The sequence below is a fragment of the Bacillus sp. JAS24-2 genome (assembly GCF_008274905.1).
Classification (GTDB): domain Bacteria; phylum Bacillota; class Bacilli; order Bacillales; family Bacillaceae_G; genus Bacillus_A; species Bacillus_A cereus.
In genome coordinates, this window is sequence record NZ_CP031068.1 from 4,217,516 (window position 1) to 4,234,387 (window position 16,872).

Consider the following 16,872-nt stretch of genomic DNA (forward strand, 5'->3'; position numbering starts at 1 on the left):
CTAATTAAAGGGGTTACATCAGGATGAAACGTAAGCTATTTATTTTATTTACTATTATGCTTGTTGTTCTTTCTATCGTTGGCTGTTCTTCTCAAAAAGAAGAATCGAAAGCAAAAGAACAACCGAAAACAAAAGTTGTAAAACATGCTAAAGGTGAAGCTACAATTCCAGTAAATCCAAAGAGAATTGTTGACTTATCTGGATCAACAGAAGAACTATTACTTCTTGGACATAAACCTGTTGGTACAGCAAATACATATAAAGATAAAATCCAAAATCACTTAACAGACAAGTTAGATGGAGTAAAAGCAGTAGGTTGGTACTGGGCACCTAAAGTTGATTTAGAAGCTGTTACTGCTTTAAAACCAGACTTAATTATTTTAAACAACCGTCAATTAAAAATTTATGATCAACTAGAAAAGGTTGCACCTACAGTTGTTCTAGAAACAAACTTAGAAGACTGGCGTGGTAAGTTTAAAGAAGTAGGTAAGCTATTTGACGAAGAGAAGAAAGCAGACAAATGGATTGCAGACTACGATAAGAAAGCAGACTCTTTATCTAAAAAAATTAAAGAGAAAACAAAAGATGAGAACTTTATGTTCGTTGCAGTTACACCACAAAACTTCCGTGTATACGGTAGCTTCGGATACGGTGACATCATCTTTAATGACTTAAAACTTCCAGCAACAAAAGGTACGGATTTAAAACAAACGATGGCGCAAGTATCACTAGAAGGTCTAGTTGCATTTCAGCCTGACCAAATGTTTATTGTAAACTTCGGCGGCGAAGCTGATAAAGTTTACGAAGACTACAAAAACAGTGCTGTTTGGAAAGACAATAAAGCAGTTAAGAACAATCACGTATATGAAGTATCAAATGAAGTCTTCAATACGAAAGCATTCAATCCAATCGGAAAAGATATGCTAATTGATGAAATCGCAAAAGAAATTTTAGCTAAAAATAAATAAGAAAAAAAGCAGCTCACCATGAGCTGCTTTTTTTCTTACTTTGAACTGCGTATTGCTTCATTTTTTCAATCGTCTTCACAAAACCTTCTTTTGATTTAATACGAATGCCACGTTTCAATTTCGCACGTTCATAGCTCTCAAGCTTTTTCATATCAATTTGAAAGAAAGAATGGATCGCATTATCATTTTTTGGCACACCTTTGAAAATTTGTAATATCCCTTCCTCTGAAACACCAAAATACCCGCTCGTTTTCAATAACGGAGAAATATCATCAACTTTCTTTTGCAATACAATTTGTACATCATCACGATCAACGAGCTGCCATTCTTTATACTGCTGTAAAAACTTTTCTAAATCCGTCACTTTTTCTGTAAGTATTTCTTCGCTTACTTCGCCATCAACATACATACGCTCTAATAAAATTGTAACCTCAGGTTCTTTTTTCGTTACTTCTGGTACTGGCCCTTCCGCCTTCACATTCGTTTCATAAACGAAACAAAACATCATAACGAAAGCTTGCATCGCAATCAGTATCCATTTCATTTCCGTTCACCTCTTTTAGGCAAGATCATACTTTCATTAGTAGTTTTTCCGGAAATGGGGGTTTTATCCATATTACATTTCTTTCGAAAATATAAAAAATGCAGATAAGGATTCACCTCATCTGCATGTATCATTTACTTTTATATAAAATGAAAGACGCCTGCAAAGCAGGCGTCTTGATGCGTTTACGGCGAGAGACCAGGCGACCACATTCGCGTGTTTAGCACTTAAGCATATCTCTCGTCTTACGTAAATTAGCTCATCGCTTTGCTAATATAACATTAATAAAGTATAAGTGCAACATGTTTATAAAAATATTTTATTTCCTCTTTCATCCAAATAAATCAAACGCAAATTATAAATTGATAAATGCAATATATATATTACAATAAACATAACAGCGAAATCATCATAAACGGGAGATAGATATTATGAAACAAATAAAGGATGAACGTCTCATTCTGCAAACGTTAAAAAACATACGTATTGTCTTTCTTTTTCAATCACTTGGTATAATCGGTGTTTTAGGCTATATCGGATTCACTGAAGGAATAGATCAAATTACGAAATCTCCATTATGGCTAGTATTTATTCTTACGAGTATGATCCTTAGTTATTTACAGTTAAGTGTTTCAATTGATGTAGAAGAAAGTGAAAAGGAGATAAAATTAACTCCTTATTACAAAATTGTTTTACGCTCTCTTATTGTAGGAATCGTTATGGCTATTATTTATATCATTTTCAGTCCAGAAAGCCCCCTATTTGAAGCTATTTTAACAGGTGGTATTCTCTTCATATGCTTTTTAGGTTCTTATTCCGTTAGTTATTTTATTAAAAAACGTCGTTTACAAGACGAAGATGAATAAAGAGGAAGGGCTCCCCCTTCCTCTTTTGTTTTGCTATCGCACTGTACCAGTTAAACCGTAACGAATGTCTCTGAACATATTTCCTATATCACGATTAAAATCGTTTGTAACTGTACCGTTACGTAGACGCGTACTCATTGCATCGACACGAGTAAACATATCATTTCTTACAGAAACATATACGTTTCTGTTTCCAACTTCATTTGCAACAGCTTGACGAATTTCGTTCGCCATCGCCGTTTCATTTGTCACTGTGTTACGTGGTTTTACCGCAATCGCTACATCGTTTCCATATACAACTGTAGACACACGGTCTACGTTATTCATACGTTTCACACGATTTGTTATTCTTTCAGCTGTTTTACCATCATTGTTAATGTATGAATTGTTCATTGTAATATTACGAGTTGGATGCGGATTGGCAATTTGTCCATTGTAATTTACATCACGGTAATAATTGTATCCTGTATCGTTACGACCATTTCTATATGTTACATAATCTGTATAACGATCATTACGCGTCACATTATCACGATACTGGTGTGTATCATTATAAGATGTACGCTCGTAATTGTAGTTACGTCCATCCATTGCATTGTTTTTTGGTGTACCACATGCAGCTAATGCACTAGTAACTAACAAAGAAGCAGCAATCACTTTTACTTTCGTATTCAATACAAAAACCCCCTCTGTTAGAATGAGCTTCTCTACTGAAAAGCTCCCTCTTATGATGAGTAACAGAGAAGGTTTTTACACTGTTAATATTTCACTGGGAATTTTCTAGCACTTCATAAAAAAACTGCCTTTTCTTAATTAACAGGAATGCAAAAAAGGCGGGAATACTCCCGCCTTTTTAAACTTCTTCTTCGTCCTCTTCTTCTGAAACGGGCTCTCCAAATACATTTGGTGGATCTGGTTGATAATACATCGTTCCTGGCTGTGGTGCATATGCAGACTGAGTTGGTTGATAATATAAAGGATTCGCATATTGCGGACCGCCTGGTTGTGGACTATATAGTCTACTTTCTCCTCCGCATCCACAATCTTCCTCACCCTGCACAAGCGGCGGCATGTTATTATCCATTGGCATCATATTCGGGTTTGGCATAGACGTATGTTGCGGTCCAAACGGCGCTCCTTGCTGATATGGCATTTGATATGGATTTGGTTGTTGATAATACGGATTCGGCGGCATCATGGGCATTTGATAGGGCATCATATTTGGTGGTTGATTGTTATCCATAATCGGCATCATATTCGGCATTTGATTGTTATCCATAATTGGCATTATATTCGGCATTTGATTGTTATCCATGATTGGCATCATATTCGGTGGTTGATTGTTATCCATAATTGGCATCATATTCGGCATTTGATTGTTATCCATGATTGGCATTATATTCGGCATTTGATTGTTATCCATGATTGGCATCATATTCGGCATTTGATTGTTATCCATAATTGGCATCATATTCGGCATTTGATTGTTATCCATGATTGGCATCATATTCGGCATTTGGTTATTATCCATAATTGGCATTATATTCGGCATTTGATTGTTATCCATAATTGGCATCATATTCGGCATTTGATTGTTATCCATGATTGGCATCATATTCGGTGGTTGATTGTTATCCATAATTGGCATCATATTCGGCATTTGATTGTTATCCATAATTGGCATTATATTCGGTGGTTGGTTGTTATCCATGATCGGCATTATATTTGGCATTTGAATATTTGGCGGTATGACTTGTGGAATAACTACATTTTCTTTCGATACATTTGGCGATACTATATTTCCTACATTCTCTTTCTTCACTTGTGGTGACACTATATTTCCTACATTCTCTTTCTTCACTTGTGGTGACACTATATTTCCTACATTCTCTTTCTTCACTTGTGGTGACACTATATTCCCTACATTTTCTTTTTTCACTTGCGGCGACACTATATTTCCTACATTTTCTTTTTTCACTTGCGGCGACACTATATTTCCTACATTTTCTTTTTTCACTTGTGGTGACACTATATTCCCTACATTTTCTTTTTTCACTTGCGGCGACACTATATTCCCTACATTTTCTTTTTTCACTTGCGGCGATATTATATTATTTTTTTTCGTTTGCGGAGAAATGATATTGTTAGGTTTCATTTTACTAATTTGAGGAGCAATTAACTCGCTTCCTTTTTTTATTACATCTGAAATTTTATATTCTTTTTTCGGTTTTATTGGTGGTTGTGGCGGCTGCGGTAATACATTTACCGAAAACTTCGTGTTTTCTTTTTCCGCCGGTTTTTGTTTTTCTATCACAGGTGGTTTTTGAATAACAGACGGTTTTTCTTTTTGAATTGGCTGTTCTTTTTGCACCTCTTTTTGCGGTTTCACCTGTACTTCTTTTTGCGGCTTTACCTGCATCTCCTTCTGTGGTTTCACCTGTACTTCTTTTTGTGGCTTTACTTGCATCTCTTTCTGCGGTTTTACTTGCACTTCTTTTTGTGTTTGTTGCATAGCTGGCTGCTGTGTAATTGGTGCTGATTGATACGTAACTTCTTCCTCATCTTCTATTCCAAGCGGAGTTGGTGTTGCTGCAAATTCTTTTTGCTGCACTTCTTTTACGTATTGCTTTGGAGGCGCTGAACCTGCTCCAGCCTGTTGTTTCATGTGAACACTCTTTGATGGCACTTTAATTTTCATACCTGGCATGATTAAATCTGGATTACTAAGTTGTGTATTTGTTTTTTTCAACGTGTCAAAATCCACTCCGTACTTTTTCGCAATTTTCCAAAGGGTATCCCCTTTTTGCACGATATGAATTTTCAAATTTTCCCCCTCCTGTATAACTTATCTATAAGTAACAAATCTCTTGAAGTAACTCTTTCTAAATAACATTAACTTCTTTTCACTTTTATCACTTCTTCGATTTTCAATATCATTCGAAGTGGAATAAGCATAAAGAACCACAATGATTTCTTCAAAACAATGTATGCCCATTTCGTTCTCGTTATGATTATATGTATGAAAAAAAGCAACGGGAATACCGTTGCTTTACACACGCTCTAACATACGATTTAATGCAAGAACTGCTTCTGCCGTTACTTGTTTGTCTACGCTAATAACGTTAATTTCTTCTCCTCTTTCTATCGTTTCAAGTGTCCATAATAAGTGAGGCAGATCAATTCGATTCATCGTTAAGCACGGACACATAAATGGATTAAGCGAAACAATTTCTTTATCTGGATGTTGCTTAATAATTCGATTTACTAAATTCATTTCTGTACCAATCGCCCATTTGCTACCAGATGGCGCTGATTCAATCATATCAATAATATATTTCGTTGAGCCTGCATAATCTGAAGCAGCTACAACTTCATAGCAACATTCTGGATGTACAATAATATTCATATTAGAATGATTTTTTCGTACACTCTCAATATTCTTCACTGTAAAATTTTGATGAACAGAACAATGTCCTTTCCATAAAATCACTTGAATTTCTTCTATATCCCCATCGTACTCTAATGAATCTGTGTGTGGGTCCCATACTGCCATTTTATCTAACGGAATACCTAGATTGTGCGCTGTATTTCTCCCTAAATGTTGGTCTGGTAAAAAGACGAGACGTTCTTTTTGAGTAAACGCCCAAGATACCATTTGCTTTGCATTAGAAGAAGTTACTGTTGCTCCTCCGTTACGACCACAAAACGCTTTAATTGCAGCTGTAGAGTTCACATATGTTAACGGAATCATCGTATCTCCAAATAATTTCGTGAGCTCTTTCCATGCTCTTTCTGTTTGTTCAATATCTGCCATATCCGCCATCGAACAACCTGCACGCATATCTGGTAAGATGACAACTTGATCATCTGTAGTTAACATATCTGCTGTTTCCGCCATAAAGTGCACCCCGCAAAACACAATATATTTTGCATCTTTATTGCTCGCTGCAACTTGCGCAAGCTGAAGTGAATCCCCTGCTGCATCTGAAAATTGTACCACTTCATCTTTTTGATAATGATGCCCTGGAATGAATAACATTTTCCCCATTTTCTCTTTAATTTCACGAACACGCTTTTCCATATCTTCCGTTGACATCGTGTAATAACGCTCTGGTAACATCGTTTCAATTGGCTGTACTTGTTCTAAAATACTCATATACGTTTCTCCCCCTCTAAGCCACTTTCCTTACTCTTCAATATTGAAACTAATATCAAGTGCTTTCACTGAATGTGTTAACGCTCCAAGTGAAATATAATCTACCCCTGTTTTTCCGTATTTTGATAAATCTTCAATTGTGATGCCCCCTGAAGCTTCTGTAACGATAGCGCTTGGTACAATTTTTGAAAACTCCCGGATTTCATCTGGCGTACGATTATCGAACATAATAATATCCGCACCAGCAGCAACAGCCTCTCTCACCTGTTCCTCAGTTTCTGTTTCTACTTCTACTTTCACCATATGTCCTAACTTTTCTTTCACTGATGTAACAGCTTTTGTAATAGAACCAGCAAACGCAATATGATTGTCTTTAATCATGACACCATCATATAAACCGAAGCGATGATTAAATCCACCGCCGCACACGACTCCATACTTATCAAACATACGTAGTCCTGGCATCGTTTTTCGTGTATCACAAATGCGAGTATGACTGCTATCTAAAGCAAGAACCGCTTTACGCGTCATCGTCGCTATTCCGCTCATACGCTGAATAACATTTAATATAACGCGCTCTGCTGTTAATAACGATGCAATTGGACCTTGCACTGTTGCAATGATTTCGCCTTTTTCTACAAGATCCCCATCTTTTTTATGAAGCTCTACTTCAATTCTCTCATCAATTAATTTAAATCCTGATTCAATTACTAAACGTCCTGCAAAGACCCCTGTATCCTTCGCAAGAAACGTTCCTTTCGAAAGCAAGTTATCTGGAAAAATAAGCTGAGATGTTACATCTCTTTCCCCTATATCTTCTAAAAAAAATCGATTTAATGCTTCTTTAACTTTTATCGTGTTCATAAAGCCTCTCTTCCCCTCATCACACAAGTTGTCGCTTTCTCTTTACTCGAACAATCTCTTTCTTTCCTATATTTCTATCTGGATAATCACTCCGGTAATGCCCGCCAATACTTTCTTCTCTTTGCAAGGCTGATACAACTATAAGCTCACAAACCGTTAACATATTAATAAGCGTTATCTCTTCATTCGTAAGAACATCATGTTGTAATATCATATTTCGAACACCATACTTACTAAGCCATCTCTTCGCATAAGATAAACTTTGCTCTGTTCGCACAATCCCAACATATTTCATCATGCATTTTTGTATTTCTTCTTTCGTCGGTAAATGATTCAGAACGATAAACTTTGCTTCCTTTTCGGCTAGCATGTTCACCTTTTCTTTTGTCTCTCTAGATAAAATGTGTCGTCCGATTCTTTTTCCAAACACAAGACCTTCTAATAATGAATTACTCGCTAATCTATTTGCACCATGAACCCCGTTACAAGCTACTTCACCGACTGCGTATAAGTTCGGAATAGACGTCTCTCCATCACAGTTCGTTTTCACGCCGCCCATGTGAAAATGAGTACCGGGCACGATTGGAATAAGTTTTTTATTTATATCGACTCCATTTGTTTTACATATCGATGACACGGTCGGAAAGCGTTGTTCAAAGTTTTGAATCATTTCGATGTTTAAGTACACTTTTTCACCCGCAAGTAGCTGTTCATGAATAGCCCTTGCGACTACATCACGAGGCGCTAAATCCTGTTCGGAATGTATATCCATCATAAAACGCTGCCCTTTTCCATTTATAAGGACAGCTCCTTCTCCGCGAACAGCTTCGGACACGAGGCCGGAACAACGCCCACCCGCGTATAACATCGTCGGATGAAATTGTATAAACTCTAAATCTACAAGCTCTCCGCCTGCACGGTACACCATTGCAAGTCCATCGCCTGTAATCGTCTCATCATTAGAAGTAAAGGCGTATAAACCGCCAATACCGCCTGAAGCTAACACCGTATAATCTGCATTGTAACGTTTCAATTCTCCTTTATTGTTGCGAGTTAAAGCCCCAACACATTTATCTTTTTCTATAATAAAATCGAGCACCATTTCCTGTTCCACTACCGTAACGTATGGAGCTACTTCTTGAATAAGATGCTCTAATAAATTCTTTCCTGTTGCATCGCCACCTGCATGTAAAATACGACGTTTTCGATGCGCTCCTTCTTTTCCAAGATGAGGACCTGTTTCATCCCCATCAAATTTCATTCCTCTTTCAATAAGGTTATTAATTTCTTTCGGTCCCTCCTCGACTAAATAACGGACCACTTCTTCATTGTTATAATGACAACCTGCTACTAATGTATCTTCAAAATGATCATTAGGATTGTCATATGTAGCTACCGCTGCGGCAATTCCACCTTGAGCTAAATGTGTATTATTATTACGTTTCGTCTCCTTTGTGATAATAATCACATTCTTTTCGTGACAAATCTCTTTTGCAACACGAAGTGCCGCAACACCACTTCCAATAATTAAGACATCTGCACTTGGCATAATTGTTGCCTCCTACTTTACACTTTTCAACTGTCTTGACACCTATATTTACATAGTTTTAAAATAATAACAAGAGTTTTTTTATAATTCTTATTTTCACTACCATTAAAAAAGTAAAAGAACTGTAACTCTTACTAGAGAGAGGAACTTACATGATGATATATCTTGACTATGCAGCTACTACACCTATGAGCGAGGAAGCGTTACAAACATATATGAAAGCAGCGTCGCAATACTTCGGAAATGAACAAAGTTTACATGATATTGGAGGAACAGCTGCTTCTTTATTACAAGTTTGCCGAAAAACATTTGCGGAAATGATTGGAGGAAAAGAACAAGGAGTATTTTTCACAAGTGGCGGATCGGAATCAAACTATCTTGCGATCCAATCACTTCTAAATCCCCGAACTAAGAAGCATATTATTACGACACCTATGGAACATGCATCCATTCGAAGTTATTTTCAATCTCTAAAATCAAAAGGCTATACGATCACTGAAATTCCTGTTGATAAAAATGGACTCATTTGTTTAGTAGATTTAGAGGCAGCTATTACAGAAGATACTGTGCTAGCAAGTATACAGCATGGAAACTCTGAAATCGGAACCGTTCAAAACATTACAGAAATCGGGGCACTTTTAAAAAAATATAATGTTTTATTTCATACGGATTGTGTGCAAACGTTTGGTAAACTGCCTATCCATGTTTTTGAGATGGGGATTGATAGTCTTTCTGTTTCAGCACATAAAATATACGGACCAAAAGGTGTCGGCGCTTGCTACATAAATCCGCAATCTCGCTGGGAACAAGTATTTCCAGGAACTTCTCACGAAAAAGGATTTCGCCCAGGCACAGTAAATGTTCCCGGCATCGCATCTTTTTTAACAGCTGCTGAAAATATATTAAAAACCCAATGGGAAGAAAGTTTACGTTTTAAAGAGTTACGATCCTACTTTTTAGAGCAAATACAAACACTTCCGCTAGAAATTGAAGTAGAAGGTCATTCTACTTCTTGTTTACCACATATTGTTGGGGTTACAATAAAAGGAATAGAAGGTCAATATACTATGCTAGAATGTAATCGCCATGGTATCGCCATTTCCACCGGAAGTGCTTGCCAAGTCGGTAAACAAGAACCTTCGAAAACTATGCTTGCAATTGGAAAAACGTATGAAGAGGCCAAACAATATGTCCGCTTCTCTTTCGGACAACAAACAACGAAAGATCAAATTGATACTACTATTCATGCACTACACACAATTGGAAATCAATTTTATAGAGGTGTTAAATCATAATGAAACAAAATGAACAAAAAAAGATTTTAGGTGAAGAAAGACGACAGCTTATCCTTCAGTGGCTTCTCGCTGCAAATGAGCCGTTATCTGGGAATGAACTATCGAAGAAGACAAACGTAAGTAGACAAGTTATCGTGCAAGATATTTCCTTGCTTAAAGCACGAAACGAACCAATTATTGCGACTGCCCAAGGCTATTTATATTTAAAGCCACAAGAGAAACAACAAGCTTTTGAACGCGTAATCGTATGCCAGCACAAACCAGCAGAAGTACGTCAAGAACTTACAATGCTTGTTGACCACGGCGTTACGATTAAAGACGTAAAAGTTGAGCATCCTGTATACGGTGACCTAACAGCATCCATTATGGTAAGCAATCGCTTTGATGTAGAGCAATATTTACAAAAAATCGAAAACACAAATGCTTCCTATCTATCGCAACTAACAGACGGTATTCACTTACATACAATTGAAGCAGATTCTAAAGAGAAGTTAGATGCTGCTTGTGAGGCGTTAGATAAAGCAGGATTTCTCGTTTATTAATGTAAAGCACAGAGTTTTTTATCATTCTCTGTGCTTTTTTAATGCTATAATATTGTAATCAATCGTAAAGGAGATCAAACATGGGAATTGAACTCGTTCACTTTAGTACTGGTAAACCGAAACAAATGAAATATGGCGAAGATAAAGAAATGATAACAGGTATATGTAAAGATCCTACAGAAGAGGCCTTTCTCTCAAAAGACGGATTTCGTGGTGATGACGTAGCGGATTTAAAACATCACGGCGGTCCTGATCGAGCTGTTTGTGTATACCCACACGAGCATTACGCACTATGGGAAGAGGAATTTCAAACTACGCTACCAGCTTCCACATTTGGCGAAAACATTACCGTAACAAATATGTTAGAGCGTGATGTTTGCATCGGAGATACATATCAACTAGGTGGAGCAATCATTCAAGTGACACAAGCTCGCGTTCCTTGTAGCACTATTTCAAAACGCCTCGGCATCCCTGGCATACTGCCACGCATTGTAGCAACTGGATTTACAGGCTACCTATGCCGCGTTCTTCAAGAAGGTACTGTACGTAAAGATTCTAAAATTACATTACTAGAACGTCAACCGAGCAATGTTTCTGTTTTGTTCTCTAACGAAATTTATTTTCATAATAGAAAAGATAAAGATGGCATTGAAAAAATTCTTGCTGTTCCAGAACTAGCTGATATTTGGCGTGGTCAGTTAGAAGATCGTCTTGCGAAGTTAAAATAAAGAATCACACCAGGTAAAACAGTATTGAGTCCTGATATGCTCCCCATTAGGTAGACAGATAAAAAATAAAAATCTGTTTATCTAAGGGGAGTATTTTTTATGGCTAGAATGAAATATTCTAAAGCTGAAAAATTGGCGATTTTAGCTCTTTATAAAGATGGTCATCATTCAATAGCTGACATTACGGCAAAGTTTTCTGTTGATCCTGGGACGATTAGAGATTGGAAAAGAAGGTATGAAGTGAATGGTGAAGACGGCCTAGAAGAAGCACTTTCTTGGAAGCGTTACTCAAAAGAGCTAAAGTTAGCAGCCGTCAATAATTATCTATCAGGACACGATTCGTTAAACAAGATTATCCAAAAATACAATATATCCAGTACTGCGGTTTTGAGAAAATGGATTAAAAAGTATAATAGTCATAGAGAACTAAATGATACCGGTAAAGGAATGACAAACTCTATGACAAGTAGAAGAAAAACAACGTTAGAAGAACGAATTCAAATTGTGAATTACTGTATACAACATCAGAAAAACTATCAGCTCACAGCCGAAAGTTATGAAGTTTCTTATCAACAAGTATATCAATGGGTCAAGAAGTTTGAAGCGAATGGTGAAGAAGCACTACAAGATAAACGCGGTCGAAAGAAAGAAGAATATGAATTAACAGCTGAAGAAAAGTTTAAACTGGAAATGAAACGTTTAGAACGAGAAAATGAACGATTACGTGCAGAAAATGCTTTTTTAAAAAAGTTAGAAGAACTCGAAAGGAGGCGTCGTTAACAAGCGTTCGTCTACAAAATAAATATAGAGCGATTCAAGATTTACATGCGAATGAAAATTTGCCAGTAATCCTTTTATGTGAAATTGCCGGTGTATCTCGTGCTGCTTATTATAAATGGCTACAGCGTACGCCAACAGCTAGAGAATTAGAGAATGAAGCAATTCTTCTGGATATTCAAGCTATTTATGCACGAGTAGAAGGCATTTATGGGTACCGAAGAATGAAATTAAATATTAATAGAATATATCATAAAAAGTTTAATCACAAACGCATTTATCGCTTAATGCACATTGCTGGATTACAGTCCGTGATTCGTCGGAAAAGAAAGCGCTATGTTCCCTCAACTGCGCAATATGTCGCTGAAAATCGACTAAATCGTGAATTTACTGCAAGCAAACCCAATGAAAAATGGGTAACAGATGTCACGGAGTTCAAATTAGGAAACGGAAGGAAAACGTATTTAAGCGCCATTTTAGATCTTTATGATGGGTCTATTATTAGTTATGTATTGGGACATTCAAACAATAATAAATTGGTATTTCAAACATTGGATCAAGCTATCACTATATTAAAAGAGAATGAACATCCATTGATTCATAGTGATCGAGGGTATCAATATACGTCACATGGGTTTAAGAGAAAGATAGAAAAAGCAAAAATGATTCATAGCATGTCACGTGTAGGAAAATGTATAGATAATGGACCAATGGAATCGTTTTGGGGGACGTTGAAGTGTGAAAAGTATTACCTACATAAGTATGAGACATTTGAAGCGTTACAACAAGCGATAGATAATTATATCCAGTTTTACAATAATGAACGTTACCAAGAAAAATTAAACGGCTTAAGCCCATTAGAATATAGGGTTCAAGCCGCTTAAAGTGTTTTTTATTATTTCCACTGTCTACTTGACAGGGAGCTGTTCATCCATCATACCAGATGGACTCTTTTTATTTTCTCTTCCTTCACGTCCAAACATATAAAAATATATTTCATATTATATATGGACAACCTTTAATTCTTATATGTGAAGGGAGTGATTAATTATGGCGGATTACTTCTTAAAAAATGGAAAAAAATATTATAAGAAAAATGATCGCCCATGTAATTCTTCAAATTCAGATTCAAATAACTGTTTTATACAGAACTATACTATTTTCGGTACGGGAAATACCCCTCAAGATCTTGATATAACAACTGGAATTCCTCGAACTGTATTTGAAAACTTCACTAAAAATCATAATAAGACACTTATTAAATTTAGTTTCAGTCCTGCATTTGCAACAACGATTAGATTAACAATCGCAAGATTAAACCATCGCTCTCCACTTACATTTACCTTAACACCAGGAGATATTAAAACATTTTTAGTAGAAGATGTTGAGAGTATTACTTTCTCAGATACTGTAGCTCCATCTACACTCAATCTATTAATACAACAAACGAATTGTATTTGCTGCAGTAATTCGAACAATGATGAATCCTATTATTATAATAGTTGTAATGATGCGTACTAAAAACCCGACAAAAGAGTTATCTATTCCTAACAGAAGCCGTCCTAAATATCTTTTAGGACGGCTTCTTTATTTTGCTAGCTTAATTAATCACTTACTTCAATAGAATTGATAGCTTACTCTGCCTCAAACCGAGAAACAGCTTTTCATTTCAAACAACTTTAACAACAGCTCCCCTCTACAACCAATAAGAAGAATAACTCCCCAGCACAGTAACAGAAAAACCGAGTGCTTCAAGTTCCATCGTTACGCCTGGCAATAATACGTCATCGTATGCTTTATCAACATCAATTAAGAAAAAGTAATTTCCAAGACCTGTTTTCATCGGACGCGATTCGATTTTTGATAAGTTTAATTTTCTCCATGCGAAAGCTGATAACACTTGATATAGGGCACCTGCATAATCTGCAGGTAACGTTATCATAAGCGTCGTTTTCTCTCCGCGATTCTCTCCGTTATTCGGGAGTACTGCTTTCTTTTTCTTATGGAGTACCAAGAAACGTGTGTGATTATTTTTATGCGTATGAATACTACGTCTCACAATTGTTAATCCGTATTTTTCTGCAGCCGCTTCATTTGCAATAGCGGCAATTTTCTCTTCAGGATGTTCTTTCACATATTGCGCAGCAGCACTTGTAGATGTCATATCTCGAACAGTTACTCCTTTTAATTCTTTATTTAAAAATTTATGGCACTGTGCAATGGCATGCGGATGAGAATGCACTGCATATACTTCATCCCACACTTCTGCATACTGCGGATGTACAAGTAAATGCTGCTGAATTGGTACTGTAATTTCTCCTACAATGGAAAGCGGCTGCTCATGTACAAGGTAATCAACCGTTATATTCACTGAACCTTCTATTGCATTTTCTAACGGTACAACTGCGAAGTCTACATTTTCATTTGCAGCTGCATCTATACAATCTGGAATCGTTCGATATGGTACATGCTCTGCTTCCGGAAAAAAACGACTCACCGCCATATTTGTAAATGTTGCTTCTGGTCCTAAATATCCTACTCGAATCATCGTCTTTTCCCCTCTTTTTCGTTTTCTTACTGTTATACCATACTTTTTTATATTCTTCTATGTAAATTTCGAATATTTAAAAAAATAATAGCGTTCGCTAGTCTAAATGTTTCTTATATTCTCTTTGAGCGAAGAAGAAATAAATGATACATGCTGCGATATAAAACAGAATGAACAAACCTACTTTTCTTAATGATCCATCCATAAAAAGCGTATTATGAAACGTATATAACGCAACTGCACTATGCATACTCCCTACTATAATTGGCGCAAAAAATAGCATACATAATTGCCAACGAGAAATTTTCCATACTTCTTCCTTCGTCATTCCAAGTTTAGAGAGTGCACCATACTGCTTTCGGTCCGATGCAATATTATGGAACCATTTAAAATAAACGATACTACATGAAGTAAGAAAGAATAATATACTAATAAATGAGCCTACAAATAGAGTAATATCGCCGCCTTCTTTCATATTTACATACAACTCCATATTGCTTCGAAATGCATTATTATTATCTTGTTTCATATGTTTCCGTAAATCTTCATTTAATTTCTTCGTCTTTTCGATATTTGGTAATGTGTAGCCTCTATATATCATTTTTTCAGAATCAGGAACCTGATTTGCTATACTATCAAAATCTTCATCATTCATAACGAAGAACAGACCATTAATGTACGAAGGGTGATGGTTAAATTGAACCCCTTCTTTCTGACCGTTAAATACGAATTGATATGGTTGATTCATTACTTGCAATTGAATCTCTTTTTGATTATATACATTCGAATTATTGTATTTATTATAATAAACGAGTGTCACTGTACCTTTTTTAGGACGATACGTTTTCTGTTTTTGTTTCCTTGCTTCTTGGTTATATTCACTTTCTTTTATAAGCGGTGCTATTGTTGTTTCTCCTTTATTAGACTGAAAGGATGCATACACTCCAACAAAACTCATATATTGAAAATCATCATACCCATATTGATTCAGTAATTTTTCAACCGCACCTTCTTCAAAGACTTCATAAGTAGAAATACCTTTTTCTATGTACGAAAACGAGTGTACCCCTCCAGTTCGCCACATATCTTGCATGCTAGAAAAATACAAGAACACCGTACCTGTTGCCGTAACTACAAACGTCGTTGCCATAGACATCAGAAAGAAAAAGCGACCATTTTCCTTCATTCGATGTGACAATTGATTCACTATAAATAAATATGGATATGTATACATAATCTTTTTATTTCGCTTTATCATTTCTAACACTTGGGTAGCTCCATGTGTAAAAGAAAAATACGTTCCCAAAAAGACAAGTATAGACACAGGGAAAAAGTATATCGCTATCGTAGCCATCGTCACTTGTAGCGCCAATGCATACCCGCCCACTAAACAAGCAAAACCGAATAAACAGAGCCACTTTGATGTTTTCTTCTCTTTTTTATCTGTTCGAAATTCTTTCAATAACCGAATGATTTTTATATTCCATATACGTAAAGCACTTATAAAAGATAACAGAATAAAAACGACCATATATGTAATAAATGTTACACCAATCGCACTTACGTCAAATATAACAGGGAGTTCTTTCGGAAGCCCCAGTAACATACTAAACACCATGAAGAAGAGCTTTAAAAAGATCAAGCCCAGCCCTATACCGAAAATATTAGCAAAAATTCCAATTAATATTTGCTCGGTCATAATTACTCCTATTACGTTAGACTTCGTTGCTCCCATTAACATATATAACCCTAATTCTTTCTTACGTGCTTCTATGAAAATAGAAGTAGAGTACAAAATAAATATGACGAAAAAAGAAATAATTATAACATTACATATGATAAGTCCCCAGCGTACGTTTTGATACCACATCGTCTCTTGCATATACGGATGTACAATGACAGACATATATGCAAAAGAAGCAAATATTGCAAAACAACTACTTAAGAAAAACACTTTATAATTACGCCAATTTCCTTTTATATTTTGCAGCGCTAGTTGCCGAATGTTCATCTATCTTCCTCCTGTAACTTACTA

14 protein-coding genes and 1 pseudogene are annotated in these 16,872 nt (G+C 36.1%); 7 read left to right on the forward strand and 8 right to left on the reverse strand.

The annotated features are described in order from the left end of the window. Window positions 1–23 precede the first annotated feature (23 nt). Entirely contained in the window at window positions 24–968 is a 945-nt protein-coding gene (locus DN407_RS21905) for an iron-hydroxamate ABC transporter substrate-binding protein (RefSeq protein WP_000823606.1), read from the forward strand. 13 nt (window positions 969–981) lie between these two features. Here the strand turns inward: DN407_RS21905 and DN407_RS21910 are convergent, their stop codons facing one another. Then, entirely contained in the window at window positions 982–1,512 is a 531-nt protein-coding gene (locus DN407_RS21910; protein ID WP_000871174.1) for a BofC C-terminal domain-containing protein, read from the reverse strand. Between the two features lie 431 nt (window positions 1,513–1,943). Between DN407_RS21910 and DN407_RS21915 the strand changes: the two genes are divergently transcribed. Further along, window positions 1,944–2,378 (forward strand): hypothetical protein, encoded by a 435-nt coding sequence (locus DN407_RS21915; protein ID WP_000809472.1) that lies wholly within the window; start codon window positions 1,944–1,946, stop codon window positions 2,376–2,378. A gap of 33 nt (window positions 2,379–2,411) precedes the next feature. Here DN407_RS21915 and DN407_RS21920 read toward each other — a convergent pair whose 3' ends face one another. The 5 genes and pseudogenes from DN407_RS21920 to nadB form a co-directional block, all read right to left on the reverse strand. After that, on the reverse strand, window positions 2,412–3,053 hold the full coding sequence (locus tag DN407_RS21920; protein ID WP_001093541.1) for a YhcN/YlaJ family sporulation lipoprotein: 642 nt from the start codon (window positions 3,051–3,053) through the stop codon (window positions 2,412–2,414). A 1,992-nt stretch (window positions 3,054–5,045) separates the two neighbouring features. Continuing rightward, window positions 5,046–5,202 (reverse strand): annotated as a pseudogene (gene safA / locus DN407_RS32960) (SafA/ExsA family spore coat assembly protein); the annotation flags it as partial. Between the two features lie 225 nt (window positions 5,203–5,427). Continuing rightward, window positions 5,428–6,534: a quinolinate synthase NadA gene (gene nadA / locus DN407_RS21930; protein WP_000025337.1), complete on the reverse strand. Its 1,107-nt coding sequence runs from the start codon at window positions 6,532–6,534 to the stop codon at window positions 5,428–5,430. A 30-nt stretch (window positions 6,535–6,564) separates the two neighbouring features. Further along, entirely contained in the window at window positions 6,565–7,398 is an 834-nt protein-coding gene (nadC, locus tag DN407_RS21935) for a carboxylating nicotinate-nucleotide diphosphorylase (RefSeq protein WP_001092230.1), read from the reverse strand. Between the two features lie 19 nt (window positions 7,399–7,417). Next, window positions 7,418–8,947, reverse strand: coding sequence for an L-aspartate oxidase (gene nadB / locus DN407_RS21940; RefSeq protein WP_001138539.1), 1,530 nt, complete (start codon window positions 8,945–8,947; stop codon window positions 7,418–7,420). Between the two features lie 152 nt (window positions 8,948–9,099). On the opposite strand from nadB, the gene DN407_RS21945 reads away from it, so the two are divergent. The 5 genes from DN407_RS21945 (at window position 9,100) to DN407_RS21965 (ending at window position 13,810) form a co-directional block, all read left to right on the forward strand. After that, window positions 9,100–10,242: an IscS subfamily cysteine desulfurase gene (locus tag DN407_RS21945; RefSeq protein WP_000973761.1), complete on the forward strand. Its 1,143-nt coding sequence runs from the start codon at window positions 9,100–9,102 to the stop codon at window positions 10,240–10,242. Beyond that, window positions 10,242–10,784: a transcription repressor NadR gene (locus DN407_RS21950; RefSeq protein WP_000812272.1), complete on the forward strand. Its 543-nt coding sequence runs from the start codon at window positions 10,242–10,244 to the stop codon at window positions 10,782–10,784. Before DN407_RS21945 ends, DN407_RS21950 begins: the two co-directional genes overlap by 1 nt. An 80-nt stretch (window positions 10,785–10,864) precedes the next feature. Further along, window positions 10,865–11,512: an MOSC domain-containing protein gene (locus DN407_RS21955; RefSeq protein ID WP_000510707.1), complete on the forward strand. Its 648-nt coding sequence runs from the start codon at window positions 10,865–10,867 to the stop codon at window positions 11,510–11,512. 99 nt (window positions 11,513–11,611) lie between these two features. Next, a protein-coding gene (locus tag DN407_RS21960) for an IS3 family transposase (RefSeq protein WP_149216632.1) occupies window positions 11,612–13,173 on the forward strand; the annotation gives its coding sequence in 2 pieces (ribosomal slippage) (window positions 11,612–12,245 and window positions 12,245–13,173; 1,563 coding nt in all). A 166-nt stretch (window positions 13,174–13,339) separates the two neighbouring features. Then, window positions 13,340–13,810 carry a hypothetical protein gene (locus tag DN407_RS21965; protein ID WP_000796370.1) on the forward strand — a complete coding sequence of 157 codons (471 nt, stop codon included), beginning with the start codon at window positions 13,340–13,342 and terminating at the stop codon, window positions 13,808–13,810. Window positions 13,811–13,985: 175 nt separating this feature from the next. Here DN407_RS21965 and pheA read toward each other — a convergent pair whose 3' ends face one another. Together pheA and DN407_RS21975 are read right to left on the reverse strand one after the other, a co-directional pair. Further along, window positions 13,986–14,837 (reverse strand): prephenate dehydratase, encoded by an 852-nt coding sequence (pheA, locus tag DN407_RS21970; protein ID WP_149216633.1) that lies wholly within the window; start codon window positions 14,835–14,837, stop codon window positions 13,986–13,988. A gap of 97 nt (window positions 14,838–14,934) precedes the next feature. After that, window positions 14,935–16,848 carry an ABC transporter permease gene (locus DN407_RS21975; protein WP_001026334.1) on the reverse strand — a complete coding sequence of 638 codons (1,914 nt, stop codon included), beginning with the start codon at window positions 16,846–16,848 and terminating at the stop codon, window positions 14,935–14,937. Window positions 16,849–16,872: the final 24 nt, after the last annotated feature.

Bases quoted from the DNA above. Each gene is read 5' to 3' on its own strand.
- DN407_RS21905 (WP_000823606.1), top strand. From the start codon at position 24: ATGAAACGTAAGCTATTTATTTTATTTACTATTATGCTTGTTGTTCTT.
- DN407_RS21910 (WP_000871174.1), bottom strand. From the start codon at position 1,512: ATGAAATGGATACTGATTGCGATGCAAGCTTTCGTTATGATGTTTTGT.
- DN407_RS21915 (WP_000809472.1), top strand. From the start codon at position 1,944: ATGAAACAAATAAAGGATGAACGTCTCATTCTGCAAACGTTAAAAAAC.
- nadA (WP_000025337.1), bottom strand. From the start codon at position 6,534: ATGAGTATTTTAGAACAAGTACAGCCAATTGAAACGATGTTACCAGAG.
- nadC (WP_001092230.1), bottom strand. From the start codon at position 7,398: ATGAACACGATAAAAGTTAAAGAAGCATTAAATCGATTTTTTTTAGAA.
- nadB (WP_001138539.1), bottom strand. From the start codon at position 8,947: ATGCCAAGTGCAGATGTCTTAATTATTGGAAGTGGTGTTGCGGCACTT.
- DN407_RS21945 (WP_000973761.1), top strand. From the start codon at position 9,100: ATGATGATATATCTTGACTATGCAGCTACTACACCTATGAGCGAGGAA.
- DN407_RS21950 (WP_000812272.1), top strand. From the start codon at position 10,242: ATGAAACAAAATGAACAAAAAAAGATTTTAGGTGAAGAAAGACGACAG.
- DN407_RS21955 (WP_000510707.1), top strand. From the start codon at position 10,865: ATGGGAATTGAACTCGTTCACTTTAGTACTGGTAAACCGAAACAAATG.
- DN407_RS21965 (WP_000796370.1), top strand. From the start codon at position 13,340: ATGGCGGATTACTTCTTAAAAAATGGAAAAAAATATTATAAGAAAAAT.
- pheA (WP_149216633.1), bottom strand. From the start codon at position 14,837: ATGATTCGAGTAGGATATTTAGGACCAGAAGCAACATTTACAAATATG.
- DN407_RS21975 (WP_001026334.1), bottom strand. From the start codon at position 16,848: ATGAACATTCGGCAACTAGCGCTGCAAAATATAAAAGGAAATTGGCGT.